Below are 25,467 nucleotides of genomic sequence, written 5' to 3'. Positions count from 1 at the left end.
GGCCCGACCCGAGGAACCCAAGGAAAACTGGTGCAGGCCAGCGGATCACTCATGCCACGCCAATCCCAACCGCCCCACTCGTGCAAGAATCAGCCCCGCGACGACACCAAATCACTGATCCACGGATTCAGGATAAGCGCTGCGCGCCACCGGCGACGCGGAGAGGTTGGCAGGGTCAGCGGTCACGGATATTGCCGCCAGCCCGATGGACAAGACACCGGCAAGCACTGCTCGGATCGCGGCGACGGCCACGTCCGTCGACGTTATCGGAGCGGCCCTGGTGTGTCGGGTCGGCGCGCTGGAACAAGCTCAGGCTTCTTCCGCCGCGAAGAGAACGCCGGGATTGAGGATGCCCGCCGGGTCGAAGCTCGCTTTGATGCGGCGCATGAGCTCGATCTTGACGGGGTCTTCCAGTTTGCGGAAGTACGGGGTTTTGGCGCGGCCGAGGCCGTGTTCGCCGGAGATCGCGCCGCCCAATTCCATTGCCAACGCGAAGATGTCGGTCATCAGCTTGTTCTTTTTCTCCGGATCCTTGCAGATGATGGCCAGGTGCACGTTGCCGTCGCCCGCGTGTCCGCAGCCGGCCGCGGCCCCGCCCGCGGCCGCCGCCAGATCACGTGCGGTGGAAAGGAATTTCGGCATCGCGGAACGCGGCACAACGGCGTCGATGATGTCGTCCGCGCCGATCGCCTTTGCCGTCCAAAACGCCTTCTCGCGCGCCTCGATCAGCTTGCGTCCTGAGGCTCCTTCCAGCACATAGGCGTCGACGGCACCCAGCTCGGCGACCAGCTCACCGGCCCGCTCGACATCCTCGTCCAGTCGGCCGGCAGTGCGGTGCTCAAGCGCCACAACGAGATACGCTTGGCAGCCGTCGCGGATCTGGTCGGGAATACCCAGCTCCAGATTCTGGGTATGGACGAGTGCGGCCATCGTCATGTTGTCGATGTATTCCAGAATGTAGGGCACCAGCCCGCTGGCCAGGATCCTGGGTACGGCCTCCATGACTTGGTCGAAGTCGGCGAAGGGGGCGAGCACAGTGGCGCTGTGGTCGAGCCGCGGATGAAGCTTGACGGTCACCTCGGTGGCCAAGGCCATGGTGCCTTCGGAGCCGACGATGAGCTGGGTCAGGTCGTACGCGGTGGACACCTTGGCGATCTTGCCGCCGGTTCGGATGATCTCGCCGGTCGACAGCACCGCCTGCAACCCGAGCACGTTGTGGCGGGCTATCCCGTACTTGACCGCGCGCATGCCGCCCGCGTTGGTGCCGACGTTGCCACCGACGCTGGAGGACAGCTCGCCCGGGTGGACCATGTAGCGCAGCCCGGCATCAACGGTCGCGGCGTCCAGGTCGGTCAGGGTCACACCTGGTTGCACGACAGCTACCTGGTTGGTGGTATCGACCTCCAGGACTGCGTTCATCCGCTCGAAGGAGATCACGAGCCCGCCTTCGCGCGGGATCGCGGCGCCCGACAAGCCGGTCCCGGACCCGCGGGCCGTCACCGGCACGCCATGTTCCGAGGCAGCTTTCAGCAGCTGCGAAACCTCTTCTGCGCTTGCGGGTTTGGCGACATACCCGGGCTTCTGCGGCGCCGTCGTCAACACTTCGTCGTGGAAATAGTCGTCGGGGATTGCGTCGCCAGCCAGCAAGTTATGGTCGCCGACGATTTCGGCAAACCGCGTCGTCATGTCGCTCATCGAAGACCTCAGCTTCTGTCGCCGCTCAGCGACTCACTTTATCGCCGCTCATGAGCGGCGATGCTCCCGACGGAGGCCATGCGCGTCGGCGGTGCTGATCATGTCGCACGGCTGCCGACCGGTCGATGAGCCGTACATCGTCGCCGACGCACAAGACGTCGTGATCACCGAGCTGGGAAGCGGAACGCTAATGCAGCGGTTAGACGAGGCTCGCTATCTCCTATGCAAAATCCCCGCCTCCGGAGCGAGTCATAGAGGGCTTTTGCGTTTCGCTGCGTGGCCGATTCTGGGCGCCGGATGTCCTAACTCTGTCTTACCGCGGCGGAGAACACCGCTGACGCGGCTGTCAAACGGTCGTCGGTGACCCTTCCATGAACGGCCTGGGTCATGCGCTCGGTTTGCCCGCGCCAGGCCGCGACGACATCGGCGGCGATACCCGCCGCGCGCATCCCCGAGATGTTGCTGTGTCGCAGCTGCCGAGCGTGATCGCCTTGAGTCCCGCCGCTTTGCGCTGTGCGGTGAACTCGCGAGAGGATTCGCGCACGGGAAGCGACATCCCGTCAGTCGGCGACAGCAACAGGTCATCGTCAGCCAGTGGCCGGCCCATGGCCAGACGCTCGCGCAGATGAACCACGCGCATCGCCTTGAGCATCGCGAGTTCCTTTTGCGGTAGCGGAAGATCGCGAACGCTGCAGTCGGTTTTGGTCGGCACGGTGGTGTCGCGTCCGTTCACGTCGACCCGCGCCTTGGCGGATGCATCGTTGCTTTGACTGCGGCCATCGCTGACCTGCGCGGGCAGGAAGCCGAGATGCGCGCCAAGATGCGGGCGGTCGCGGAAGCGGTTGCTGACCGCGACCACCCCATCGATGCCTGATAGCTGGACCGCTGCAGATTGAGAAGCAACGCACTGGTCCTTCTCGACGGAGCCGGAGAAACTACTGGACGGCTGGAAATGTGAGGCATCTGGCGGCCCCGTCCAGGGTGCAGACCCGGAGATGACTGGTAGAGATCGATGCCCGACGGCTGATGATCTCTGCCGATTGCTCTACGTTGATCTGCCCCGCGGTAGGGAGGCGCACGGCGCCGGCGCAGACTGTCAGTGTGCGCAGTTAAGTTCAAGGTCGACTCGTCGATCATGAGGGAGCTTAGCCAGTGGGTGGCAAGGTACGGGTGCACCAGCTAGCCAAGGAGCTTGGTGTGACCAGCAAGGAAATACTGGCGCGGCTCAACGCGGATGGCGAGCTCGCGAAGTCCGCGTCCGCACGGGTCGAGGCACCTGCTGCGCGTCGACTTCGGGAATCTTTCAGTGCAATGCCTTCAGGCCGAAAAGTCCCTGCTGACGAAGCTGGGAGGCGGCATCCGAGCGCCGCCCAAGTCCGACCGGAAGCCGCCGCACTTCGACTGAAGCAGCGGAAACCACCAGTCGATCGAGCCGATGCGGCGCTGAGCCGCCGTAACCGCCAACCAAGGTCTACTGCGAGTAACCAACGCGCTGCCAGACCGGTTCTACGACGACCGCGGAAAGAACAGGCGACAAGATCCGCTCCTAAGGGCGCCGGGCAGCAGCCCCCCGAGATGCCGCCCAGCCCAAACGTTGTGCATCGGACGCGCGCCCGGAGAAGTGGCCTGCCGCAGATCGCAGTCAATCTGGACGTGGAAGCTGTCGCTGACATCGTCGCCGCTGATCCCGCGAACGACGACGACACGGAAGCGATCGCTACCTGCCTGCACGAGATTGCCCCTTCTGGGCCAGGCGCATACGGCTACCTCACATGGCGATACGCCGCAACCCGGGCTACGGGCAGCGAATCAAGTGTCAGCACCGCACATGAGGACCTCGTCGCCCTAGCAATCTTCATCGACCATGAGAGGCAATTGCTCAAGGATTTGGTGCGAGCCCACGGCTCCATCCTGACGAAACCGAACCTTGCTGGACTGGCGTTGCGCAAAGAGTTTAAAGACCTCATCGACGCCGACGTCGCCGGTAACTCCGCAGCTGACGAGTTGCGGCGTACGAGAGCTTCTTTCAACTTCTTGCGGCGTGCGGTCCTACTGACTGTCGCCAACTCTGGCAACGACCAACAACTATGGGACATGCTCGATCGGATTCGACGTCCGAGTACTGATCGGCTGCCCGAAACGAGTCCTCAACTGGAAAGAGCGATACGGCGGCTCATCGGCTTCACCGCTGCTGTCGGAGAATTGCTAAGCACCGATGATGCGAACTTGGCTGAATTCTTTAGGCATTCGCGTCGACAGCTAATCGCGCTTCAGCTGAAAAGGTATGACTTCCTGCGTCGATTCCGCGACGGTGTCGCCGGCTGGGAGAGAGCGTCGCGCCGAACCACGGAGCTCGCGTTCGAGGTCCTTCCTCGAGGTGAGCAGCTTAGGACTTTCCTTGGCGAGATACGTCGCTCGAAGATGTACAGCGGTTACCGAGTCGACGAACACCGCCTCACCGTCTTGGAGGACCTCGAAACCCATTTTGGAGCGGAGCGATGCACTTGGCATCGGGGACGTGATCATTCCGACGGCATTGGAAACAACTACCTGGTTCTTGCGATCAACTCGGCCAACGGATCTGGCGAGAACGCGGTCGCGATCAGCCCGCTGGCAGGCCGTCACGCGACCTACGTCGTCCGCCGTGAATGGGCGGAAGCAGACTGGCGAATCCTCTTCGCGAATCCGAAGTTTGAGGCTCGCCTTCGCGGTGCACGGAAGCTCCTGTTCACCACAGGCGCCGACCGTATCGACCAGTACAGTGCTATGCGCGACAAGATCATCAACCTGCTGGAGTGCAATCCTTGACTGTAGGCTATGGTCGCCAAGACGCCGAGCCTGTAATACCGCGACGGCCCCGGCGATGCTCCAGCCTACTTTCGGAGTAAGCGGACGTCACAGCAAGGTCTGTAGCCTTCCGTACCCCAAAACCGCTATAGAATTCCGGCAACGAGGACTCTCGGTGGATCTTCTTTAAGAATAGGAGATAGCGGCGGTATCCCGGCCCGGACTGCCTGCCCTGGCACTTCCAGCCGTGCAGACTCCCAACGTCCCATGTTTCCCCGGTCCGAGGGCACATTCAGCATGAGCCATTCTCTGTCGACTGTCGAAAGCGAGACGATGCGCATTTCCTGATCGAGGCGCGCAACGGTTAAGATCCACTCTGCGTCTCGACGACTAGTCTCGAATTCGTTGCGCGATAGATAAACTTTTGTTCGAGCATGACGGGATGTTGTTTTCAGTTCGATGTGGACTATTTTCCCGGTGCCTTCGACCGCGATATCGTAACCGTAGCCGTCAGACTCGGCAGCAACGTGTCTGACACGAGCTCGAACCGCCGGCTCCAGAAGCGCCAAGAGCGCAAGCTCGCCTGCTGCGCCAAGTAGTGCTCGTTCGGCCGTATCAACCTTTCCCGAAATTTGCCGAACAATCGCGTAAGCATGTTCGGGATCGGTCCCGGTTGCATCGGCTGCCCGAAGCGCATCGGCAGGAAGCTCGGAAGAATCGGCAATCAATACATCCGCATCGGGCAGCCAGAGCGAATCGCTGATTGCCGCCTGAAAAATTGCAGCTGAGATCTCACGATCACTGGAGGGCACGCCACTTCCGAGCAGCCCCATCGTTTCCAGCCATTCGTAGGCCGCCTGGTATTGAGACGGGGTAAGGTCGCCAAACTGGGTATGGCTCGTCAAAAGAGTACGCGTGCGGTTCGTCCCAGAGGTCGGAAGAAGTGTCAACCAGCGCGATGCTGCAACGAGGATCGGGCTAGGTGGGACCGGCATGAAGGTGCCCGAGCAGCGATTGCAAGTCATTCAGGTCCAGACCCCCGCCGATGGCCGGTTCCTCGTCCAGGTCTGCAAGCTGCTGTACAGCCGGATCGTCAAGGATCCTTCCCATAAAATCAAGCTTCACTTGGAGACGTTGCGCCACAACCTCATCGATGGTTGCTTGACTCACAAGAACCGTGATTCGGGTCTCCGTGTCCGGATCAAGCCCGAGGCGATGAATGCGGTCCAGACTCTGCAGAAAACGACCAGCAGCAAAGTCACGATCGACGTAAACAGCATCGTGGCAGTACTTGTGAAGACTGATACCTTCGCCCAGTGTGGCCGGATTCGATAGCAGAACCATACAGTCAGGGTCGTGTCGGAATCGATCGATTTCTGCGGCTCGGTCCTCGGTACCGCCGTGAACTAAGGCAGGCGAGAATTCTGCTAGCAACCTCTGCATCGTAGTTATGCTACGGATAAAGGTGGACCACACTAGGGTCTTGCGTCCCGCTGCGGCATTCGCAGCAACGATGGCAAGTGCTTCTTGGTATTTCGGTGACATCTCGTAACTTGGAAGATCCTGCATGAGTTGTAGGAGGTGCGAGCCCTGCGGTGCTGACAGCGGCGGTACTTGATATGCGAGCGGGTCGTAGCGCGTTGTGCCCACCGAGAGCAGTGCGGGGCTGATCGCCGCCATTAGCAGATAAACGATGATTTTTCCAAGTTCCGATAGGTCATCTCGCGATGCGGCCGCCCGCGCCGAGTACTGACCGATCAATGCGTCATAGACCTCCCGATGAAGCGGTGGGAGCGGTATTAATCGTTGTGTTGTAATCGGCTTTGGCAGACCGAGCTCGTCTTTGGTTGTCCTCGTGAATAGAGGTCGGAGTATCCGACTAGCCTCGGCCAGATTTCCGCCAGCAACTGCCCGCGTCACCGTCTCGCGTCCGTGGCCCGGCCATACAAAGCTGAAGAGGTTCTCAAGGTCCCTCGCCCCGTTGGGAGCCGGCGTTCCCGTCAAAATCAAACGCCGTCGCGCCCGTGGCCCGAGTGCTAAGCAGGCAGACCCGTAGGCGCCTTCAGCGCCGAGCTTCATGCGGTGTGCTTCGTCCAGTATCAGAAGTGATGGCTGCTCTCCGAGCCAGCGAGCAAGCGAATTGAGAGAGCCCTGCAACCGCTCGTAATTGACAATCACCGCATCCGATGCTGGATCTATAGCTCCATTAAGGACTTCCATGCGGAGCGGCTCGCTCAGGCACTCTATGTTCTCGTCTTGCCAAGCCTCATAGGAGGACTTCGGACCAACGATCAGCAGCCGGTTCACTTGGCATTCCTGCCGAAGAGCTTGAAACACGGCTAGGGCCACTCGAGTCTTGCCGGCACCAGGGACCGAAAAGTTGGCACCGTGCCGAAGCGAAAGCAACTGGGCAACATCGCGTCGCTGGAAGTCTGTCAGGGAGCCTATCCACCCCGCACCGAGCGCCTCATCGAGGTTAGTAGCCCCGACTGAAACTTCTGTCGGCTCAAGGTGTTCGAGCCGTGCGGCCACTGCCTGAGCGTCGTGCGTGACGTCTGTCGCAAGTGACGCTAAATCAGGATCCCAGATCACACTATCCGGAGAAGACCAGGCTGCGAGTGCGGCTAGATTCACAAGCAGATCGTCGATGTCAACATCTGCGGACGTGGTTGTACGCTGCCGCGCTGTGCGAAAACGCGTAAGCAGTGTACGAAGTTCGTCTGCGTACTCTTTGCCAACGGTGAGGCGCGCCGTACTGGCGGACTCGCCCTTCCTGATCTGCAGGCTAAACGTCTGCTCGGCCATCCGGATCCTTGACAGCCTCGAGCAGCCACGCGACCCCGTCGCCCGGTTCCGTGAAGGTTCGTGCCGCTTCTCGCGCAAGCTTCTCGAGCGCGGCGCGCAACCGTAGAACGGCGTCGTCGAAGACATCCTCGTCGAGAGCTCGCGATGCGCGTGCTGTCACGAGGTCGGCGACACAGAGCTCGATATCGTCGGATGCATCCGAAAGACGCTCAGGCGCTGCAAGTTTCCTCCGTTGCAGCCGCACAGCCTGCCCCGCGGGCTCGAGCGCACGGTCGATGGCTTTCTTTGCCGCGCTGACAATCTCGCCACTCCGACTCGCCGCCTTGCTTGTGTCGCCGGCAATTTGGGCTGCGCGCGCCTTCAAGAGCGTGTCGGTCAAAGTACGTGCTGCGGTTGTCGCTGCGGAGCCATCCTGGACCGTAACGCCGGGCAGCCCTGGAATCCTGACTGCTTCTGCCTTGGCGATTTCTGGCTTGAGCTCGTCGGGCAGCTTGGCCTGCAAGTACTTAGTGTGGAAATCGCTCTGCGCAAAGCGGACATCAGTTTTCGCGTATCCGAGGACGATCATCGCCAGACGCGACTCCTTCAGTGCCTCGGCTTCATCTGAATTGCTCGCGGTGGTGTAGGCGCGGTGAAGCTCCCGAAGCTTCTCCTGGTGGTCTTCAAAATCTATCAACCGCAATTGGTTGTCACCGTTCTTGCTTCGCTCGATCGCGTCTTTTACGACGCCGTAAACCCACATGTCTCGGTCCAGCGTCGAGGTCTTGATACGAAACTCGCGTGCTATGTCGTCAGCTTGACGACCCTTCTTGAGCTCACCGTCAATCGCGATGAGTCTATTGATGTACGAATACGGCCGCTCGTGGATCTTGCGTAGCTGAAGGGACAGCTCAACGTTGTTGATATCGGACCACACCGTGGAGTCTGGTAGCACGCCCACGCGGATCTCCGGCATGCCCAATTCTCGAAGCGCTGCACAACGGGTATTGCCGTTGACAACTATGCCTTGGACGGTGATGACTCCCGGGTCCGTCTGGCCGCTGAGCTTCAAATCATCACGGAGAAGCTCGAAGTCCGGATCTGTTTTCTCTGGGTTCGATGGCAGTCGCTTCAGAAGCAGGTCAAGATAATCCTGAGCCTCCTCGGACCAGGGGGCTTCCTCCAGCTTGCGGTTGCGGACCGGATCAAGTGTGCGTTGCGCTCGGACGCGGTGCGTCTCAGGGTTGTAATACATAAGCTCGACCGGCATCGAGATCACCAGCAGATGGCGACGTTCGCCTCGCCACTCGACAGTGACACGTTCGCCGTTTTCACGGCCGGCGGCCTCGTTAAGCCGATCCTGGATCATCTGCTGGATGTATTCGCCCTGCGGTGTTTCGAGCGGTGCAGTCACTTCTCTCTCCCCTTGCGTGAGACCTTGACCACGACATACTGCCAGTAGTCTCCGACACATAGGGCATGATCGTGGTGTGTTGGCAGGCGATGATGGTGGCGACGCGGTTCCCGGATGGGACGACCCTGCGTTCGCGACGGCTGGCGGGATGGTAAAGGGCGCGTTATGGCTGGTTGGCAAGATCGGAGAAGGAAACGTCTTCACGAAGCATCAGCTACGAGAAGCGTTTCCAAATGCATCCCAGATTGATCGCCGTATACGCGACTTGCGAGCTTTTGGCTGGATAATCCACAGCAGCACCGAGGATGCGTCCCTCCGCGCAGAAGAGCAGCGTTTCGTCAAAGCAGGTATTGCCGTCTGGAACGCGGACGAACGCCGCAAGGCGGCGGCCAGAACGATCACCGCCAAAGAGCGCCAGGCCACATTTGCCGCGGACGGCTATCAATGCGTGGTTTGCGGTATCGCCGGTGGGGAGTTGTACCCAGACTCAGCTCATGAGTCAGCTGTCCTTTCAGTAGCTCGCCGCGCGATCGCGATGCCTGACGGCACGGAGGTCGATGGCCTTGTTACTGAATGTAAACGCTGTCGCGCCGGCAGCAGCGCGGCGTCCCCAACGGATGCAGCGTCATTCCTCGGGCGAGTAGCTGAGCTGGAAGATACAGAGCGCGAGCAGCTGCGCGGCTGGTTGCGCCGTGGGCGTCGCGGCGTTGCCCCGGTTGACCAGGCATGGGTTATGTACAGAAGGCTACCTGCCGAGGTGCGAGATTACGTACGCCAACTGCTTGATTAGGTGAGCTGGTGCGGTACTTCAATGCTAAGCCGCTTCCAAACGGCGGCCGTACTAAGCGCCACCTGCGCGCGACCGAACCAACCCGGCGACCGCCAACGCCGACGCCGAGAGGTCTTCGTGTTCCCAGATCCTGACTGCCAGCCAACCAGCAGCTTCAAGCGCTTCGACCGCCATGCGGTCTCGCTGAGCGGTGCGAGCAAGCTTGGGACCCCAGTACCACTCATTGACGCTCGGCTGTCGGCCATGCTCCGGACACGAGTGCCAGAAGCATGAGTCAACAAATATTGCTACTCGCGCTCGCGTGAACACCACGTCTGGGCGGACTCGGCCGGTCGGAAGGTCGAGCCTGTAGTCCTTGCGGAATCTCAGACCCGCTCGGTGAAGCAAGCGGCGCAGTTCAATTTCGGGGGCGGTGTCGCAGCGTCTGATTGCCCGCATATTTCGCGAGCGACCTTCGGTCGAGGGCTGCGGGTAGAGCCCCCGCCGCCATGCCTTATGGCGCGGGTCGGTTTCTGGCACTGAAGTCTCTTCGCGGGTGCATGCCGTCTCCTGTCGGCGAGGTGCGTCCTGATACCCCAACCACAGATCGAACCACTATCCGAACCTGCAGCCTCCGCCTAGCTGAGCAACATCGGGATGCCGTCAATCTCTGTCTGTCGCCGACGAGCGATGCCCTCGAGCGGGTCAGTCTCGCCCAGTTTAACGCTGGTCGCGTGTTCCGCGGTCGAATGACTACGACCGATTGGCATGCGCGCGACCATGTCCTAAGCCGAAATCTTCTAGCGACAGCAACATCTGGCCGGGGCGGCGCTACCTATTATTCTCTTCATCTTCGTTCTGAACTAACGCTGCTCGGATCGCTTTTCCGAAGGCTGCTGCAACCGGTGGGGGAAATGCGTTCCCCACTTGCCGGTAGGCCGCAGTCTTGCGTCCGTAGAAAGCCCAATCATCAGGAAACCCCTGCAATCTGGCTACCATTGCCACCGTTAATTTTGGCATTTTGTTAAGCGGAAAATCCGGCCCAGGGGCAGAGTCGGCAACGCCAAGACCGTCAACACCGAGTTCACGCCATGCGGCTCGTGCCCGCGTAGGTCCAAGATCCGGGCCGCCGTGCTTCTTACTGCCACCGACGATTGTCGGCGCAATCCCGTTGGCTTTCCTTGCCCAAACCCTGGCCCCAGGCCACTTGTTCGAGGACATCATGTCAACGAGCGTATTGCCGACGGTTAGTGGCGGCTCGACTGAAGGGCTTGGCCAGGCGAAGCCGGAAGCCCACTCTTCCTTGATGGCGACCAACACGAATCGGGGCCGAAGTTGAGGGACGCCATGATCGCTTGCTTGCACTAGGTCCCACCAAGTTTCGTATCCCATCTGCCGAAGCTCATCGACAATCTGCTTTCGATAGCAATCAAATCGTTTACCTGCCAGCCCTCTTACGTTCTCAAGCAGGACCGCTCGCGGGTGCATATCCCTCACCAACTGGAGGGCATGAGGAAAAAGGTCACGTTCGTCGTCGGCTCCAAGTTGCTGTCCGGCAATCGAGAACGGCGGACATGGCACCCCACCTGCGAGCAAGTCGAGATCAGCAAATTCTTTTCCATCGAAGTCACGAACGTCAGCCTCGATAACCTTCCACTCGGCCGCTTTGTTTAGCCGAAGCGTCTCGCAAGCGTCGCGGTCAATCTCCACTACGGCCAAGTGCGAGAACCCAGCTTGGTCCAGTCCAAGTGCCTGACCGCCAGCACCCGCGCAGATTTCTACTGATGTGAGCTCTGGCGGTAGCTTCGCGTCCGTACATCTCGGTGCCTTCGCTGCAGGACGAACGCCAGTGCGAGGCATGGCCAAATCGTAACTACCCGCGGGGACAAATCCAGTCCGGCGGTCGCGTGGCGTGTCACCATCAGACTCGCCCTCAAGGCCGGAGGCGTTACTCCAGTACGTCGGGCTCGTAAAGCTCATAGGCCGCCCCGCCCATCGCAGCAGCACGACCGAGCGCCAGACCAACTGAGTTGGCGCATAGGCTTTTCGGTGTGGCGCCCAGCCAATTGCATCACCGCAGGAGAAGAATGACCGTTATGCATCATCAAGTGCGAGCCTCTGGCATCGAAGTTGATGAGAAAATCGTCCCGTTACTGCTCGAGGTTTGGTCCAGAGGCTTAGCCACCCAGTTCTCCTGCCAGGGCATTTGGGCCGGTCCAGAGTACAAGATCGGCAACGGAACGAAAGACGGTCCCGGGGGGCTGCAGACCTGGTGGCCAGGCGAGGATGAGCGAAAGCGTGCTTACATCCTTTTCAGAGACCTCGATGACGCAGTGAAGTTTCTCTACACCACCACACGCCTGCTGCTCGACGCCGCCGGGCCTGACGACTGCGTGTTATATGACGCCGAACTCAAACTCGAGTCGGCCGACCCCGAAGACGGGTCACGAACGCGCGGCTGTATCAGGTTCCATCCAGCCATCCTGGGAACCATAACGCGCCTGTGGAAGCTCGCACCGGAAGAACTCAATTCGAGCTCAGGCGCACCGTTCCGTGAGTGCGTTTGCCAACGCTGAGGGCAATTACGCCCAGGTACCCCAGGGACGCAAGAAATTTCACTCGCTACCGAGGGGAATCATCGGAATCTTCGTGCCGATTCCGCGGACAATGTCAGTCGTGACAGCGACCAGCTTGCGCGTATTCCACCCCGGCCACCCATGCAGCCGTCGGCGCCACTGCGCCGGCACCGCCGACGCACCCCACACCGCGCCAAGCAGCGCGCCGGCAATCGCCGCAACAGTATCGGTGTCGCGCCCACCGCGGACCGCGGCTTGCAGCGCCAACCGCAGATGATCGGCCCGAAACACTCCCGCAGCCGGAGCCTCTTGCGGCATTGGCGTCGTCGTGATCGCCGACCACGCCGCCTGCAGCGCCTGCACCACCCACCCGTTCTTGGTGAAATCCGCCGGTCGCGATCGTTCGGCCGCATCCAGCAGCGCGGACCACCGGTCGCGTGCCGACGCATCGAGGTGCGCCAAGCCGATCCGAGCGTTGAGCTCCCCGGTCAGCACCGCACGGCGGATGGCACAACACCACAACACACGCGCATCTCCAGTGTCCGGATCGTGGTGAGTCAACGCCCTGATCGCGCGGGACCGCCTACACCAAGCCCTGCTCGTCGTCCAGGTACGCCAACGCCACCGGCGCCGTGTGCATCAACGCGCCATTGCCAGCGCTCCGGCCCGTCCGCTCGTGCTCCGCCGCCGAAGCCTCGCGCGGTGGCCGCCGAAATACCCTGGCGCCCTGCCGCGCTCAACACCAAACGGGTTTGAATGCCGACATCCTGGGTGCCGGGCTCGCGGGCCCACCGATGCCACCGGCGCACGATCGCGTCCTCGGCCGGTCTCATCGCGCAGATCCGCGCCGGTGGCTGCAACCTCGGCGATTGCGATCGCCATCGATGTGTCGTCGGTCCATTCGCCGGTCTCCCACATCGAACGACCACTCACGTCGTCGTCGCTGTCGACCTTGACGTCGGGCCCGAGCAGTGGTCCGAACTCGAACGGCGCGCCTAGTGCATCGCCGGCTGCGGTTCCCAGCAGAACTCCACACGCACGATCCAGTTGTGCTGCAGTCAATTCCATTCGTTACCTCCTTCAGCTCCGCAATTCAGTTAGACGCCGTCGGACCTGGCGCACGCCCGAGCAGGCGCTTGAAGGCGTCCACCGACGCCTCGATGCTGGGCGGCCATTCGGCCTGCCAGACCCGCAGCGGGATGTCGGCGAGCGGGTCGAACCGGCTGGCCAATCGCCGGTACTCCCGCGCCTCCCACTCGCGCAGTCGGCCGTCGCCCTTGGCGAACTCCAGTAGCCGGTCGATCTGCTTCTCTTGCACCTCGGGAGGCGCGCCACCGCTGACGCCGATCCCGTTCATCAGGCTGTGTCGGCCGAGTGCGAATGGCCGATCACCGTATTCCGCTTCCAGCTCCGCGATCGCCTTGTTGACCCGCCGGCAGTTTTCGCATGCCAGCCATGACCAGCGAGTGGTGCCGCCGGCTGTCGCCCGAAAGCAGATGATGCACAACTCTTTTGCGCGGGGCACGTCGCAGCCCTTCCACTGCTCGGGCGAATCCTCGTCGCGGCACGACTGCCACCGACTATCGATGGGCCCGCGGAGCATTCCGCATGGGATGTGGACGGACAACTCATGAATGCGTGCGCGCAGCGCCGCATCGGCTGCACTCACATTCCGCTTGGCCATGGCAGAACTCCTGTTGCCAGGCCTCCTATAGGGAGGCGCTCTTGCCGAACACCGGTTGGTGTCGGCCGCTTCGTCATCCGAGCCACCCACGAGCGTGGGGTTGGCGTGCCGTCCAGTCGGAGCTTGGCGACGGCATCTCGTGAAGCGTTCTCAGGATAACGCGGCGTACCGACACATCGCCACGCTTTCCTCACCTGCTGGCCTTCGCCCCGTGGTCGTAGCGACCATTGAGCAGGGCCGACACCGTCGACGGCTGCCACAGCCGGCCTTTCGGGGTGCGCTGGCCCGTCGAGTTCAGCACCCGTGCCGTAGCCACCTGCGTGACACCGCACCCATGCACAAGCCAGCGCACATAGCGCTTCAACATCGGCTGGCGCTGCGACCACGGCGTCGTCGGCGCCGGAAGCATTGGCGCCGAGGCGCTTTCGAACTGATCGGCCTCCACTGCAGCTCGCCGTAGCGACCGCGCTGACGTTGGGGCGGTGCTGGCCGTCGCAAGGACCCGTTCGATTTCCCGCCCCAGGGTCTTGATGCCCACGGCAGCGAGAGCCGCGTGGTCGAGCTCGTCGACGACTTGGACTTCGCGTCGCAGCGCGATGTCGATTTCGCTGTACCCGCCAGTGGTCGGGAACGGCTCGAGCTCCCGCCCATAGCGGAGGTTGAGCCCGTGGCGTTGCAGCACCAGACTCAGCCGCCGCCAGTGCTGCTCGCGCCCGAGGTCCGGTGCAAGGAAGGGCACCCAGACGTGCATGCGGCCTGCGATCGCGCAACCCAGCGCCGACACAATCGCATCGACGTCGGTCAGGTCCTCGGTCGAGGCCGCCGCGCCCTGCTCGAACCCGAACGCCTCGGCGACGGTGCAGTTATGGCGGGACGCATTTGCGGACAAGTCGTCGCGGTGCTGCACGGTGTCGTGGTCGCCGAGCAGGATGACGCGGGATTCCGCCGGTACGTGTTCTGCAGAATGCGCCATGGATACCACCCGATGTCCCAAGCCTCCGTGGTGGAGGCGCTCTTACCGGCGCCGGTCGGTGCCGGTCGCTTCGTCATCCGAGCCACCCACGAGCGTGGGGTTGGCGCGCCGTCCAGTCGGAGCTTGGCGACGGCGTCTCGTGAAGCTGACCCAAAGGTATCGCCAGGCACCGACAAGTTCGGCTGTCCAAACCTTCCCTCCCACGACCAGGACAGATGCCGATCAGATCGCGACGAACCCGAGCCGTTCGGCAACCTTCCGTTGTGCCTCGTCGCGGGATGCGAATGCCTGCGGCTCGCCCGGCTCCAACAAAGGCGGAACAACTAGTGCGGCGACCGCTAAGTGCCAGGCATCCATCGCCCGCAGCGCATGCCGCCGTACCAGCTCCAGCGCATGCTCCTCGACCTGCTCTTGCGGCGCGCCGAGCACAATCACGGGGCCGGCAAGGTCCGCGTCCAGCAGTGCGAGCAACCCTTTTTCATCACCGCGGCCTGCTCGTGCGGCGCGAACCAGCGCACCGGAGACCTCGATTCTTGTCCATGTGCCGGTGACGGTGGCAATCTCCGGGTCGGCGAGCAGCGCGGTTGCCTGCTGGTGCCCGTCTTCGTCGACAAGGTAAGCGCGGGCAAGGACCGAGGAGTTCAGATACGCGATCACGGGCGCTCGCGCTCTTGCGCGAGCAAATCATCGATTTGTGGACCGAGGCCGCGAGTTGACTCAAGGATCCGCTGCCGTCGCGCCGCACTCGCCGGCCGGGTTTTCACGGTACGCAATGTGCCTGCCGCCGCCGCCGCGGCCCGCACCTGCGCACGCCGATCGGCGCCGTCGGCATCGGCAGCCGCGTCGAGGATCTCGGTTGCGACGGCATTCAGGCTGCGACCCTCGCGCGCCGCACGAGCGACCAATCGCCGGTGTATGTCATCGGATACCCGGAGTAGGAGCTGCCGCATGCTGCCAATGCTATCAGGTCACGGGTGATGATAGCACCCATTCTCCGCGTACTAGGACGGCAAAGGCGCCGCGTTGCCCCCACCGAACGACGGCGGCGCGGATGATTCGCTAGTTCCCCACGTCGTATTAGGGACCGCGGCGAGCGAGAAGGTGACCTCGCCGCCGGTTCGGACGATCGACCCCGGCAGAAACGTCTGATCGGTGGGCTGCCTGTCGACGCTCAGCCCGCTGATGTACTTCAGACCGCTCGAGGCGCCGGGCGCCGCAATCCGGATGAATTGTCCAGCAGGAAGCCTGATCTCGATGCGATCGAACAGCGGCGTGTTCACCGTCAGGATCGATGTCCCAGGCGTCGCCGGGTACAGACCCAATGCCGCCCAGACGTACCAACTCGACATCGCGCCCAGGTCGTCGTTGCCCGGCTCGCCGTTGGGCGTCGGGGCGAACAGTTCACGGCGCACCCGATCGACCGTCTCCTGGGTCTTCCACGGTTGCCCGACGTAGTTGTACAGCCACGGCACCCCGAAGTTCGGCTCGTTACCCACCCACAGATATGGCTCGTCGGAGCCCGCGTTGAGCTGCGTCGTGAACCGGTCCAGCCGCTCGGCCGCCGCCTCCCGGCCGCCCAAAGCGGCCACCAGCCCGGCGAGATTCTGGGGCACCATCCACAGGTACTGCTCGGAGTTGCCCTCGTCGAACCCGTCCTCCCCGAGATCTGTGGTCGGCCCGGTGAACCCCGGCCACACCAGGAAAGCACCGTCGGCGCCGCGCGGCGTGATGCGGCGAGTTACCGGATTCAACAGGTTCTGCCAGAACTGCGCCCGCCGCAGGAACTCAGCGTCAATCACGTTCTCGCCCAACGCCACGGCGAATCGGGAGATCGCGAAGTCGTCGACCGCCCACTCCAGCGTGATCGACGCACCGTCGATCCCATGATCGCCGCGGAATTCCTCGATCTGCGGCGCATACCCCTGCTCCAGGTAGCTGGCGATACCCGGCCGCTCCACATAGCCGCCCCGCCCCGTGCCGCCCTCGGTGGCGCCCTTCAGCATGTAATACAGCACTCTCTTGACGTCGAAATCTTTGGCGCCGAACGCATACAGGCTCGCGATCAGCGGCACCACGTTGTCTCCGGTCATCTCCCCCGTCGCCGCATTCGCCAGCGCCCACCGCGGCAACGACCCGCTCTGCTCCGCGTCATTCACCAGCGACTGCGCCATGTCGCTGGCCCGCTCCGGAAATATCAAGGCCTGCAGCGCCGCAAGGCAGCGGTACGTATCCCAGTCCGAGAAGTTCGCGTACTGCGTGTGCCCTGCCGCCACGGAATGGATCGCGCTGTCGAACCCGATGTAACGCCCGTCGGCGTCGTTGAACGTGTTGGGGTGCAACAGCGATCGATACAGCGAGGTATAGAACGTCTCGATATCGCCCCCGTTGCTGCCCGCCACCGCCACCCGCGACAGCGCCGCGTTCCATTCGGCCGACGCAACCGCGCGGACGTCGTCGAAACCCGCCCCGCCTTCGGCCGCCAGGTTCGCTAAAGCCCCGTCGACGCTCACATACGACAGTGCGGTCCGCACCTCGACCACCGAGCCCGGCGCAAACTCGACCCATCCCCCGGCCCACGGCGAATCCGCCTGGCGGGCACCGGGAAACACCGAGTTCCCTTCGAATGTGCCGACGGACCTGAACGGCTGGCTGAAGCGCATCGCGAAATACACCGTGTAGACGTTGTCTTTGCCGCAGAATCCTCCGGTGGTCGCCGAGCCGGTGATCGTGGTGTTGTCCTCGCCGATCTGGATGGTCGCGGCGTAATTGCCCGCGAGCGACCCGCCGGGACGCACGTGGAACAGCGCGGGCCGACCGTCGTCGGGATAACTGAACCGGCCGACGCCGGTGCGAGTGGTGGCGGTCAGTTCCGCTTTCACGCCGGTGTCGGGGAACCGCACTGTGTAGTAGCCGGGCACGCCGACCTCGGTGTCGTCGTGGGCGATCGTCTCCCAGGCGTACCAGGGCTGCGCGCCGATCGGCGTCGTCGTCGGCAGCATCGGGATATCGCCGAATGCGGCGCAGCCCACCGAGGCGTGGGTCATGGAAAAGCCGGTGGAGCGGTCGTTGTCGTGGTCGTAGCCGGCGTAGGTGTCGGTGGTGTCCGGCGAGTACTGCACCATCCCGAACGGCACCGACGCGCCCGGGAAGTTGTTGATCTCGCCCCACGTCTCGTTGCCCGTCCCGGTGCCGTTGAGCGTGTCGACGTGCTCGACCGGGTTGGCGACGAAGGCCGCCTCTTCGGCGTGCGCGCTTGTCGCCGGCCACAACGTCACGCAGACAGCAACCCACAAGGCGAGCTGCCGTCGCGACCGCATAGCTGTCTCTTACTGCACGCCGTCACATCCCGTGGGAGTTTCGCGATCCGCCAAACCCGGCGTTGCTGTTCACCGCGGAACGGCGCGACGAAGCGGTGAGCCGCCGAACACCTTGCGTGCGGGAGCACGGCAGCTTCCAGGCATTGACAGATAACTTCGCAAAAGCGAATATATCTGTATGGACTTCGTGGCGGTCAAGGATGCCGCACAGCGACTTGGAGTCACGACACGGCAGATTCAATATCTCGTGGCGCGCGGGGAGTTGCGCCCGGTCGCGCGTGGCCTGATCGACGGAGCTTCTCTCGATCGGCATATTGCAACTCGACAAGCGTCTCGGCGTCGCGCCTGGTCTGAAAACACCGCGTGGGCTGCCCTGGCGCTGCTCTCAGACCTACCCACACCATGGCTGGGTCCGACGCAACGGTCGCGATTGAAGACCGCCCTCCAGCAGTTGACCGGTCCCGACCTGGTCAGCCGCACTCGCGGCCGCGCCAAAGTGCGGCGATACCAAGGCCATTCGCGTGGGGCCGAACGGCTCCGCCAGGAAGTGGTCGATACCTCGAGTGCGGCCGCTCTGCTCGAGCTGGTGGAGGCCCCGAACTATGTGGACGGTTACGTCGCTGCCCAAGACCTCAACAAGATTGTCGCCCGCCACGCTCTCATTGAAGATGCCGACGGTATCTACACCTTGCGGGCAACCACTATGGATTTGACCACTGTGCGTGCCCTTGCAGACAAGACGCCGGTACTCGCAGCCCTCGATCTCGCGGAATCTCTTGACATCCGGGAGCGTCAGATCGGGCTGAATTTTCTCGACGACACATTAAAGCGCCTCAATGCCTGAACGTTCCACGATCGACGTCGTCGCAGCACCAGGCGGCTGGCCAAAGCCATGGCCGAATGTCGCCGAACTCGCCGATCACTTGCCGGGCGACCGATGGACACTCGTCGGCGGGCTCATGGTCCAACTGCACGCTGTGCATCACCGCATCGGAACCATCCGCCCCACCAACGATGTCGACATCGTGCTGCACGTCGAGACAACCCGGGGTTCGCCTGCAGTCGCTGCGGACGCGCTGGAGTCGCTCGGATACCGCCTAACCACTCCTGTCGACCCGCGCAACAAAACCGCGCACCGGTTCACCCGCCTCGACCCATCGACCCGCACCACGGACACCGTGGATGTGCTCCTCGCCGACCACGCCGCGCCGAAGGTAGTCGAGAGACTACGCGGACACACAATGGTGAAGATCGAAGGCGGAACCCAAGCCCTACGCCGCACCATCAACGTCTGCCTGCAGATCGTCACGGGCCAGACCACCACCATCAGCGTTCCCGACGCCTTCGGTGCACTGATCCTCAAAACCGCCGCTTACCAAACCGATTCCCGCGATAGGGCCAGACACCTCTATGATGCCGCGGTCCTGCTGTGCTGCATCGAAGACCCGTATGCTCAACGAGAACGGTTTGCGGGCTCCGACAGAAAACGACTGACGTTTCTTGCGAAATCGCTTTTACCGGAACATCCTGCGTGGCAACGCATCCGAAGCGACATCCGTCGCGACGGCCAAGCCGCACTTCGGCTGCTCTCAGCGCCCTGATCGCGTCTTTCCCAGCCCTAGTCATGCTGAGCTGTCCGCACCGAAAGGCGGCGGCGCGGACGATTCGGCAATTCCCCCAAAACCGTGTTTCGAAGTGACGATGGCACGTCATGCCGCTCAGCGGGTTAGGACGAGCACCGGGCGATCACCGCCAAGGGGCTGCGAACCACAGCTCACCGCGCCGCATCCGCCCAGTCAGCCCAATCCTCCACGGGCCCCCAGTCGGCGACCTCGGCGAGCGCCGTTTCCTCGTCCGTGATGGGCTGCCAGGCGTATGCGCGCACGTCGTCATCGACCACGTCGCACCGCTTCAGCGAACTCCTCGTGGGCCCGTGTGATGCGCGGCAGTGCGTCGAGGTAGATCTTGCGGGTCGTTGCTTCCCAGGCCACCCGCCTCGCGCGATCCGTCTCGAAAAGAAGTTTTCCGCGCATCGCGACGCGGCCCGCAAGTTCAAGAGGAGCCTTGTCCAGGACCAACAGGTCGACGCCGCTGGGCAAGAGAATCTCGAACGCCGCAGGTTGCTGCCCGCCGAAGTACGCGGCGATGTCGATGTCTGAGGTTGGCCGCGCCGTGTCGTCCGCACGGCTGCCGTGCAGGTAGGCGAACACGGCACCGTGACGCCGCAGCGCCTCGCCGGCCTCGGCGGTTCGTTCCGCGACATCGGTCACGTTGGCAATTGTCTCATCGCGGCCTGGCCACACGGCAGGATGCGATCACGGCGAGTTCGGTGGAACGACCACCCGCCTCCGCGGGTGGCCCGCGCCGCTTGGCAGACTGGGCGCCATGGCACAGATAACCCTGCGTGGAAATGCGATCAACACCGTCGGCGAGCTCCCGGCCGTCGGATCCCCGGCTCCCGACTTCACCCTGACCGGCACCGACCTCGGCCCGGTCAGCAGCGACCAGTTCCGCGACAAGCCCCTGCTGCTCAACATCTTTCCGTCCATCGACACCCCGGTCTGCGCCACCAGCGTGCGCACCTTCAACCAGCGCGCCGCCGGCAGCGGTGCCTCGGTGCTGTGCGTCTCCAAAGACCTCCCCTTTGCCCAGGCGCGGTTCTGCGGCGCCGAGGGCATCGAGAACGTCAAGACCGCGTCGGCCTTCCGCGACAGCTTCGGCGATGACTACGGCGTCACCCTGACCGACGGACCGATGGCCGGCCTGCTCGCCCGCGCCGTCGTCGTCATCGGCACCGACGGCAAGGTCGCCTACTCCGAACTGGTCCCCGAGATCGCCCAGGAGCCCGATTACGACGCCGCGCTGGCCGCAGTGAGCTCGTCGGCCTGACTGTCGGCGCGCCGCTGAGCGACGCGGCGCCAAGCCAGGGATCGTTGCAGCATGCGAGTTGACGGGCGCGAGATCACCGTCTCCGGCAGCCTGCTGCAACCACTGACCCGCCGGACCAACGACATCCTGCGGCTCGTGCTGGCGGGACTGTTCCTCGCGGTCGTGATCACCAGCTCGCTGATCACCCGCACCCAGTGGGTCGCGCTGGAGAAGTCCGTCTCGCAGATCGTCGGGGTGCTCTCCCCCACCCAGTCCAATCTGGTGTACCTGATCTACGGCATCGCGATCCTGGCGTTGCCGTTCGTGATCTTGATCGGGCTGATTGTCGCCCGGCAATGGAAACTGCTCGGCGCCTACGCGGCCGCCGGGCTCCTCGCTGTGCTCTGCTTATCGATCAGCGGCAAGGGCATCGCCGCGCCCCGCTGGCATTTCGACCTCTCCGACCGGCTCGCCACCACGCTGTCGCAGTTTCTCGACGACCCGCGGTGGATCGGCATGCTCGCCGCGGTGCTCACCGTGTCGGGGCCTTGGCTGCCGGCGCGCTGGCGGCGCTGGTGGTGGGCGCTGCTGCTGGCCTTCGTGCCGATTCACCTGGTGGTCAGCGCCATCGTGCCGGCCCGCGCCCTGCTGGGGCTGGCGGTGGGGTGGTTCGTCGGCGCGCTCGTGGTCCTGGTGGTCGGGACGCCCGCGCTCGAAGTCCCGCTCGACGGCGCGGTCCGCGCGCTGGCCCGGCGCGGGTTCGTCGTGTCCGCGCTCACGGTGGTCCGGCCGGCCGGGCCGGGGCCGCTGGTTCTTTCGGCGCAGTCGGACGATCCCGCGGTGATCGAGTTGTACGGCCCGCACCAGCGCAGTGGCGGGGCGCTGCGCCAGCTCTGGCGCAAGCTGCGGCTGCGCGGCACCGAGACCGCGCCGCTGCACGCCTCGATGCGCCGCGCCGTCGAGCATCGCGCCCTGATGGCGATCGCGATCGGCGAGGCGGAGGTGGCCAACACGTCGACCGTTGCCGTCGCCTCGCTCGAGCGCGGATGGACGCTCTACGCGCACAAGCCCGTTCGCGGTAAACCGATCACCGAATGCGCGACGACGACGCCGGTCGCCAAGGTGTGGGAATCGTTGCGGCACTTGCACGATCAGCAGATCTCCCACGGCGACTTGCGTAGCAAGGAAATCACGGTCGACGACGGTGCCGTGCTGTTCGGCGGTTACGGTAGCGCCGAATACGGCGCCACCGACGCCCAGCTGCAATCCGATGTCGCCCAACTGCTGGTGACAACGTCGTCGCTCTACGACCCGCAGGCCGCGGTGGGCGCCGCGATCGACACATTCGGCAAGGACGCCGTGCTGACCGCGTCACGACGGCTCACCAAAACGGCTGTGCCGAAACGGATCCGGGACTCTGTCACCGACGCGAAGGCCGTCATCGCCGACAGTCGCGCCGAGGTGAAGCGCCAAACCGGGGCCGATCAGATCCAGGCCGAGACGATCACCCGGTTCACCCGCAGCCAGCTCATCCAGCTGGTGCTGCTCGTCGCGCTGGTCTACGTCGCCTACCCGTTCATCAGCACGGTGCCGACGTTCTTCTCCGAGCTGAAGACCGCCAACTGGTGGTGGGCGCTGCTGGGGCTGGCGGTCTCGGCGCTGACGTATGTGGGGGCGGCTGCCGCGTTGTGGGCATGCACCGACGGGTCGGTGAGCTTCGTCAAGCTGTCAATCATGCAGGTGGCCAACACCTTTGCGGCCACCACCACCCCAGCCGGCGTCGGGGGGCTCGCGCTGAGCACCCGCTTTCTGCAGAAGGGCGGGCTCAGCGCGATACGCGCCACCACGGCGGTGGCGTTGCAGCAATCGGTTCAGGTGATCGTGCACGTCGTGTTGCTGATCATCTTCACCACCGCCGCGGGCGCGGGAACCGACCTGTCGCACTTCGTCCCGAGAGCCACGGTGCTGTATCTGATCGCCGGCGTCGCGCTCGGCATCGTCGGCACGTTCTTGTTCGTGCCGACGCTGCGACGCTGGCTGTCGACGGCGGTGCGCCCGAAGCTTGCCGAAGTCTCCCGCGACCTCGTCGAGCTGGCCCGCGAACCGTGGCGACTGGGCCTGATCGTACTCGGTTGTGCCGGAACGACTCTCGGCGCTGCATTGGCGCTGTGGGCCAGCGTCGGGGCATTCGGCGGCAGCACGACGTTCGTCACCGTCACCGTGGTGACGATGGTCGGCGGAACCCTCGCCTCGGCCGCCCCCACGCCCGGCGGCGTCGGCGCCGTCGAAGCCGCGCTGATCGGTGGACTGGCCGCCTTCGGCGTCCCCGCGGCCGTCGGCGTCCCGTCGGTGCTGCTGTACCGGGTATTGACCTGCTGGCTACCGGTTTTCATCGGCTGGCCGGTGATGCGTTGGCTGACCAACAACGAGATGATCTAGCGCCTATAACCGTTGCGCGGACACAAACAGACTGCGCGGCGAGGAGTCCTCGACATCGGCAGGCGGGCGGCGGTAGCTCGCCATCAACTCCTCGGCCGGGACCACCGACACCTCCCAACCGTGGTCGCGCAGCCAGTCGCCGACGTCGGCGCGATCCTCGAAGTACCACAGATCCTGCACGTCGGGGATGTCGCGCTGCTCGCCGAGCTTGGCCGCCAGATCGCGGATGCGCTGCATCTGTTCACGCTGGCGCGCATGAACCTCGGGGTCGTTGAAACCGGGGCCATGCGCCTCCACGGCGATGCGGCTGCCAGGTGCGCTGAGCGCGGTCACCCGCTCGAAGAGCAGGTCCTGGGCGGCCGCCGGCAAAAACGGCAGCAGCCCCTCGGCCGACCAGACGCTGGGCACCGACGGGTCAAAACCCGCCTCCTGCAAGGCCTTCGGCCAATCCTGGCGCAGGTCGACGGCGACATTGACCAGCTTGGCCGTCGGCTCTGCACCGTGTTCTCTAAGCGTCGACGACTTGAACTCCAGCACCTTGGGCTGGTCGAGTTCGTACACCGTCGTCCCGTCCGGCCACGCCAGGCGCCATGCCCGCGAATCGAGGCCGGCCGCCAAGATCACCGCCTGGCGCGCCCCGGCTTTGGTGGCCGCAAGGAAGAACTCGTCGAAAAACGCTGTGCGGGAAGCCATGTAGTTCCGCATCGAGCGCATTCGCAGCGGCAGGTCCGGCTCGGCCTCGACGATCTCGGCGGGCAGCTCGGGCGCCGCGAACCAATTCCACATGCCCTCACCGGCGGCGTCGAGGAAGACCCGCGCGAACGGGTCTTGAATCAGCGGATCGTCGCTCTCGGTGTCAGCGGCGCGGGCCGCGGCCACGCCCAGCGCCGTCGCGCCCACGCTTTCGGTGATGTCCCAGGTGTCGTTGTCGGTTCGTGCCATGCTTTCGACCGTACGCGAGCTTCCTGCGCGTGTGTTTCAATTGTTTCAATCGGTGGTACCATGAGGACATGCCCACCGCCGTTGCCCCGCTTGTTCGCCAGGTCGCCGAGCGCGCCCAAAAGGATTCCGGGTTCGCCGAGGTGCTCGACGCCATCCTGGACGCGCCGACGTCTCCTCAGGGAACGCTGGTGCGCATCGCCGCCGGCAGCCTGAACGACGAGCGTCGCGGCGCTTTGGTGCGCGAGTTCGTCGAGGGCTCCCTGCCGACGCCGGCCGTGCAGGCCCGACTGGGGGTGAAATCGCCGCAGGCGGTGCACCGACTGCGCAGCCGAGGAAAACTCATCGGGTCCGCGGTCGGCAACCAAACATGGTTTCCGGCTTGGCAATTCGACGACGACCGGTTGCGGACGGATCTGCCGCGGATCCTGGAGTTGCTGGCGAGGTTCACGTCGGACCCGCTGGCCGCCGACCGGATCATGCGGCTGAAGCACGACGAGCTCGGCGGCTCGTCGATCGCCGAGGCGCTGCGCCGCCCGAAGACCGCCGAGACCGCGTGGCGGATGCTCGCCGCCGTCGGTGCCTGACCTTCCCGCCGGTTATCGGGCGCCGCTGCCCGACGCCCGGCCGGTCGGGCTGCGCCGTCGCCGCGTCGAGGCCGGCACCGAACTGTGGCGGGTGGAGGCGGCCCCGCCCGCCGAGTGGACATGGGACGGTTTCCCCACCCCACGGTTTCGCTTCGATCCGGAGTCTGGCGCGTTCCGAACCCGCTATGCCGCAAGCACACTCGTCGGCGCGTTCCGCGAGCGCTACCGGCCCACCGGGCTGATGATCCCCGCCGACCACGCCGGGCACTATCTGGTGCGGCTGGTCGCCGCGCGGCATCTGCGGGTGCTCGACCTGCGCACCGAGGCGAACCTCGATGTCCTGGGTGTCGACGACCAGATCAACACCGGTCAGCATCCCGACGTGTGGCACACCTGCCACCGCCTGGCCGATGCCGTGCGGCGATGGTGGACGGGGCCCGACGCCCTCGACGCCATCGTGTACCGGCCGCGCACCACCCCGGAGACCTCGATCAACTACGCGTTCTTCGGTCTCGACGCGTTCACCACCGAATCGCGGACAGTGGCCGAGCGCTCGGACGTCCTCGCCGAACTGGTACTGCGCCATGGGTTTACGGTCGGGTGGGACATTGGCGACTAGTCGGAGGCAACCCAGC

At 64.0% G+C, this 25,467-nt stretch carries 22 protein-coding genes, 5 pseudogenes and 2 riboswitches; of the genes and pseudogenes, 10 read left to right on the top strand and 17 right to left on the bottom strand.

Annotated features, from left to right (window positions below; translation table 11 throughout):
- Window positions 1–309: 309 nt before the first annotated feature.
- Together AWC14_RS24325 and AWC14_RS24320 are read right to left on the bottom strand one after the other, a co-directional pair.
- Entirely contained in the window at window positions 310–1,695 is a 1,386-nt protein-coding gene (locus AWC14_RS24325) for an FAD-binding oxidoreductase (protein ID WP_045376538.1), read from the bottom strand.
- 385 nt (window positions 1,696–2,080) lie between these two features.
- Window positions 2,081–2,554: a hypothetical protein gene (locus AWC14_RS24320; protein WP_052425532.1), complete on the bottom strand. Its 474-nt coding sequence runs from the start codon at window positions 2,552–2,554 to the stop codon at window positions 2,081–2,083.
- A 293-nt stretch (window positions 2,555–2,847) separates the two neighbouring features.
- Here AWC14_RS24320 and AWC14_RS29825 point away from each other — a divergent pair.
- Window positions 2,848–3,000 (top strand): annotated as a pseudogene (locus tag AWC14_RS29825) (translation initiation factor IF-2 N-terminal domain-containing protein); the annotation flags it as partial.
- Between the two features lie 348 nt (window positions 3,001–3,348).
- Window positions 3,349–4,503 (top strand): hypothetical protein, encoded by a 1,155-nt coding sequence (locus tag AWC14_RS24315; protein WP_057003085.1) that lies wholly within the window; start codon window positions 3,349–3,351, stop codon window positions 4,501–4,503.
- A gap of 125 nt (window positions 4,504–4,628) precedes the next feature.
- Here the strand turns inward: AWC14_RS24315 and AWC14_RS24310 are convergent, their stop codons facing one another.
- From AWC14_RS24310 to AWC14_RS24300, 3 genes are read right to left on the bottom strand one after another with little or no spacing between them, the layout of a single operon-like run.
- Window positions 4,629–5,432, bottom strand: a complete 804-nt coding sequence (locus AWC14_RS24310) for a protein NO VEIN domain-containing protein (protein ID WP_158089926.1) — start codon at window positions 5,430–5,432, stop codon at window positions 4,629–4,631.
- Between the two features lie 28 nt (window positions 5,433–5,460).
- Complete coding sequence (locus tag AWC14_RS24305) at window positions 5,461–7,287, bottom strand: DEAD/DEAH box helicase (protein WP_081968061.1); 1,827 nt, start codon at window positions 7,285–7,287, stop codon at window positions 5,461–5,463.
- Window positions 7,268–8,680, bottom strand: a complete 1,413-nt coding sequence (locus AWC14_RS24300) for a ParB N-terminal domain-containing protein (RefSeq protein WP_235215855.1) — start codon at window positions 8,678–8,680, stop codon at window positions 7,268–7,270. The genes AWC14_RS24305 and AWC14_RS24300 overlap by 20 nt, the downstream gene beginning before the upstream one ends.
- Window positions 8,681–8,756: 76 nt before the next feature.
- On the opposite strand from AWC14_RS24300, the gene AWC14_RS24295 reads away from it, so the two are divergent.
- Window positions 8,757–9,470: a hypothetical protein gene (locus AWC14_RS24295; protein ID WP_235215856.1), complete on the top strand. Its 714-nt coding sequence runs from the start codon at window positions 8,757–8,759 to the stop codon at window positions 9,468–9,470.
- A 51-nt stretch (window positions 9,471–9,521) separates the two neighbouring features.
- Here the strand turns inward: AWC14_RS24295 and AWC14_RS24290 are convergent, their stop codons facing one another.
- Window positions 9,522–9,989, bottom strand: a complete 468-nt coding sequence (locus tag AWC14_RS24290; RefSeq protein WP_268811701.1) for a very short patch repair endonuclease — start codon at window positions 9,987–9,989, stop codon at window positions 9,522–9,524.
- A 291-nt stretch (window positions 9,990–10,280) separates the two neighbouring features.
- The gene (locus AWC14_RS24285) at window positions 10,281–11,309 is read right to left on the bottom strand and encodes a DNA cytosine methyltransferase (RefSeq protein ID WP_081968070.1); all 1,029 of its coding nucleotides are present in this window, start codon (window positions 11,307–11,309) and stop codon (window positions 10,281–10,283) included.
- A 227-nt stretch (window positions 11,310–11,536) separates the two neighbouring features.
- On the opposite strand from AWC14_RS24285, the gene AWC14_RS24280 reads away from it, so the two are divergent.
- Window positions 11,537–12,025, top strand: a complete 489-nt coding sequence (locus AWC14_RS24280; protein ID WP_045376546.1) for a hypothetical protein — start codon at window positions 11,537–11,539, stop codon at window positions 12,023–12,025.
- Window positions 12,026–12,112: 87 nt separating this feature from the next.
- Here the strand turns inward: AWC14_RS24280 and AWC14_RS24275 are convergent.
- The 6 genes and pseudogenes from AWC14_RS24275 to AWC14_RS24250 all read right to left on the bottom strand — a co-directional run.
- Window positions 12,113–13,093: pseudogene (locus AWC14_RS24275) on the bottom strand (ADP-ribosylglycohydrolase family protein); the annotation flags it as partial.
- Between the two features lie 25 nt (window positions 13,094–13,118).
- Entirely contained in the window at window positions 13,119–13,709 is a 591-nt protein-coding gene (locus AWC14_RS24270) for a hypothetical protein (protein WP_045376550.1), read from the bottom strand.
- 32 nt (window positions 13,710–13,741) lie between these two features.
- A riboswitch (SAM riboswitch) is annotated at window positions 13,742–13,854 on the bottom strand.
- Between the two features lie 45 nt (window positions 13,855–13,899).
- Window positions 13,900–14,682 carry a hypothetical protein gene (locus AWC14_RS24265; RefSeq protein ID WP_045376551.1) on the bottom strand — a complete coding sequence of 261 codons (783 nt, stop codon included), beginning with the start codon at window positions 14,680–14,682 and terminating at the stop codon, window positions 13,900–13,902.
- Between the two features lie 33 nt (window positions 14,683–14,715).
- Window positions 14,716–14,827, bottom strand: a riboswitch (SAM riboswitch).
- Between the two features lie 77 nt (window positions 14,828–14,904).
- Window positions 14,905–15,339, bottom strand: a complete 435-nt coding sequence (locus tag AWC14_RS24260; RefSeq protein ID WP_045376553.1) for a type II toxin-antitoxin system VapC family toxin — start codon at window positions 15,337–15,339, stop codon at window positions 14,905–14,907.
- Complete coding sequence (locus tag AWC14_RS24255) at window positions 15,336–15,632, bottom strand: FitA-like ribbon-helix-helix domain-containing protein (RefSeq protein ID WP_045376556.1); 297 nt, start codon at window positions 15,630–15,632, stop codon at window positions 15,336–15,338. The genes AWC14_RS24260 and AWC14_RS24255 overlap by 4 nt, the downstream gene beginning before the upstream one ends.
- Window positions 15,633–15,698: 66 nt before the next feature.
- A pseudogene (locus AWC14_RS24250) lies at window positions 15,699–17,999 on the bottom strand (GH92 family glycosyl hydrolase); the annotation flags it as partial.
- 178 nt (window positions 18,000–18,177) lie between these two features.
- Here AWC14_RS24250 and AWC14_RS24245 point away from each other — a divergent pair.
- Together AWC14_RS24245 and AWC14_RS24240 are read left to right on the top strand one after the other, a co-directional pair.
- On the top strand, window positions 18,178–18,843 hold the full coding sequence (locus tag AWC14_RS24245; protein WP_057003083.1) for a MerR family transcriptional regulator: 666 nt from the start codon (window positions 18,178–18,180) through the stop codon (window positions 18,841–18,843).
- On the top strand, window positions 18,836–19,600 hold the full coding sequence (locus AWC14_RS24240) for a nucleotidyl transferase AbiEii/AbiGii toxin family protein (protein WP_045376567.1): 765 nt from the start codon (window positions 18,836–18,838) through the stop codon (window positions 19,598–19,600). Before AWC14_RS24245 ends, AWC14_RS24240 begins: the two co-directional genes overlap by 8 nt.
- A 120-nt stretch (window positions 19,601–19,720) precedes the next feature.
- Here AWC14_RS24240 and AWC14_RS30270 read toward each other — a convergent pair.
- From AWC14_RS30270 to mntA, 3 genes and pseudogenes are all read right to left on the bottom strand, one after another.
- Window positions 19,721–19,787 (bottom strand): annotated as a pseudogene (locus AWC14_RS30270) (type II toxin-antitoxin system PemK/MazF family toxin); the annotation flags it as partial.
- Window positions 19,774–19,893, bottom strand: a pseudogene (locus tag AWC14_RS24235) (antitoxin); the annotation flags it as partial. The pseudogenes AWC14_RS24235 and AWC14_RS30270, both read right to left, overlap by 14 nt.
- Window positions 19,889–20,269, bottom strand: a complete 381-nt coding sequence (mntA, locus tag AWC14_RS24230; RefSeq protein ID WP_428839004.1) for a type VII toxin-antitoxin system MntA family adenylyltransferase antitoxin — start codon at window positions 20,267–20,269, stop codon at window positions 19,889–19,891. The gene mntA and the pseudogene AWC14_RS24235, both read right to left, overlap by 5 nt.
- A 115-nt stretch (window positions 20,270–20,384) precedes the next feature.
- Between mntA and tpx the strand changes: the two genes are divergently transcribed.
- On the top strand, window positions 20,385–20,888 hold the full coding sequence (gene tpx, locus AWC14_RS24225; RefSeq protein WP_045376573.1) for a thiol peroxidase: 504 nt from the start codon (window positions 20,385–20,387) through the stop codon (window positions 20,886–20,888).
- A 51-nt stretch (window positions 20,889–20,939) separates the two neighbouring features.
- Window positions 20,940–23,306: a lysylphosphatidylglycerol synthase transmembrane domain-containing protein gene (locus tag AWC14_RS24220; RefSeq protein WP_045376576.1), complete on the top strand. Its 2,367-nt coding sequence runs from the start codon at window positions 20,940–20,942 to the stop codon at window positions 23,304–23,306.
- A gap of 3 nt (window positions 23,307–23,309) precedes the next feature.
- On the opposite strand, the gene AWC14_RS24215 is transcribed toward AWC14_RS24220, so the two are convergent.
- Window positions 23,310–24,248 carry a class I SAM-dependent methyltransferase gene (locus AWC14_RS24215; RefSeq protein WP_045376579.1) on the bottom strand — a complete coding sequence of 313 codons (939 nt, stop codon included), beginning with the start codon at window positions 24,246–24,248 and terminating at the stop codon, window positions 23,310–23,312.
- A 68-nt stretch (window positions 24,249–24,316) separates the two neighbouring features.
- Here AWC14_RS24215 and AWC14_RS24210 point away from each other — a divergent pair, with 68 nt between their 5' ends.
- Complete coding sequence (locus AWC14_RS24210; protein WP_045376582.1) at window positions 24,317–24,832, top strand: hypothetical protein; 516 nt, start codon at window positions 24,317–24,319, stop codon at window positions 24,830–24,832.
- Window positions 24,825–25,451 carry an RES domain-containing protein gene (locus tag AWC14_RS24205; protein WP_142281816.1) on the top strand — a complete coding sequence of 209 codons (627 nt, stop codon included), beginning with the start codon at window positions 24,825–24,827 and terminating at the stop codon, window positions 25,449–25,451. The genes AWC14_RS24210 and AWC14_RS24205 overlap by 8 nt, the downstream gene beginning before the upstream one ends.
- The last annotated feature ends 16 nt before the right edge of the window (window positions 25,452–25,467 follow it).

This window comes from Mycobacterium kyorinense (assembly GCF_002101735.1).
Lineage (GTDB): Bacteria > Actinomycetota > Actinomycetes > Mycobacteriales > Mycobacteriaceae > Mycobacterium > Mycobacterium kyorinense.
This window is presented reverse-complemented; position numbering and strand designations above follow the sequence as displayed.

Coding starts and splice junctions, on each gene's coding strand:
- AWC14_RS24325 (WP_045376538.1), bottom strand. CDS start 1,695: ATGAGCGACATGACGACGCGGTTTGCCGAAATCGTCGGCGACCATAAC.
- AWC14_RS24305 (WP_081968061.1), bottom strand. CDS start 7,287: ATGGCCGAGCAGACGTTTAGCCTGCAGATCAGGAAGGGCGAGTCCGCC.
- AWC14_RS24285 (WP_081968070.1), bottom strand. CDS start 11,309: ATGCCTCGCACTGGCGTTCGTCCTGCAGCGAAGGCACCGAGATGTACG.
- AWC14_RS24280 (WP_045376546.1), top strand. CDS start 11,537: ATGACCGTTATGCATCATCAAGTGCGAGCCTCTGGCATCGAAGTTGAT.
- AWC14_RS24270 (WP_045376550.1), bottom strand. CDS start 13,709: ATGGCCAAGCGGAATGTGAGTGCAGCCGATGCGGCGCTGCGCGCACGC.
- AWC14_RS24265 (WP_045376551.1), bottom strand. CDS start 14,682: ATGGCGCATTCTGCAGAACACGTACCGGCGGAATCCCGCGTCATCCTG.
- AWC14_RS24255 (WP_045376556.1), bottom strand. CDS start 15,632: ATGCGGCAGCTCCTACTCCGGGTATCCGATGACATACACCGGCGATTG.
- AWC14_RS24245 (WP_057003083.1), top strand. CDS start 18,178: ATGGACTTCGTGGCGGTCAAGGATGCCGCACAGCGACTTGGAGTCACG.
- AWC14_RS24240 (WP_045376567.1), top strand. CDS start 18,836: ATGCCTGAACGTTCCACGATCGACGTCGTCGCAGCACCAGGCGGCTGG.
- tpx (WP_045376573.1), top strand. CDS start 20,385: ATGGCACAGATAACCCTGCGTGGAAATGCGATCAACACCGTCGGCGAG.
- AWC14_RS24220 (WP_045376576.1), top strand. CDS start 20,940: ATGCGAGTTGACGGGCGCGAGATCACCGTCTCCGGCAGCCTGCTGCAA.
- AWC14_RS24215 (WP_045376579.1), bottom strand. CDS start 24,248: ATGGCACGAACCGACAACGACACCTGGGACATCACCGAAAGCGTGGGC.
- AWC14_RS24210 (WP_045376582.1), top strand. CDS start 24,317: ATGCCCACCGCCGTTGCCCCGCTTGTTCGCCAGGTCGCCGAGCGCGCC.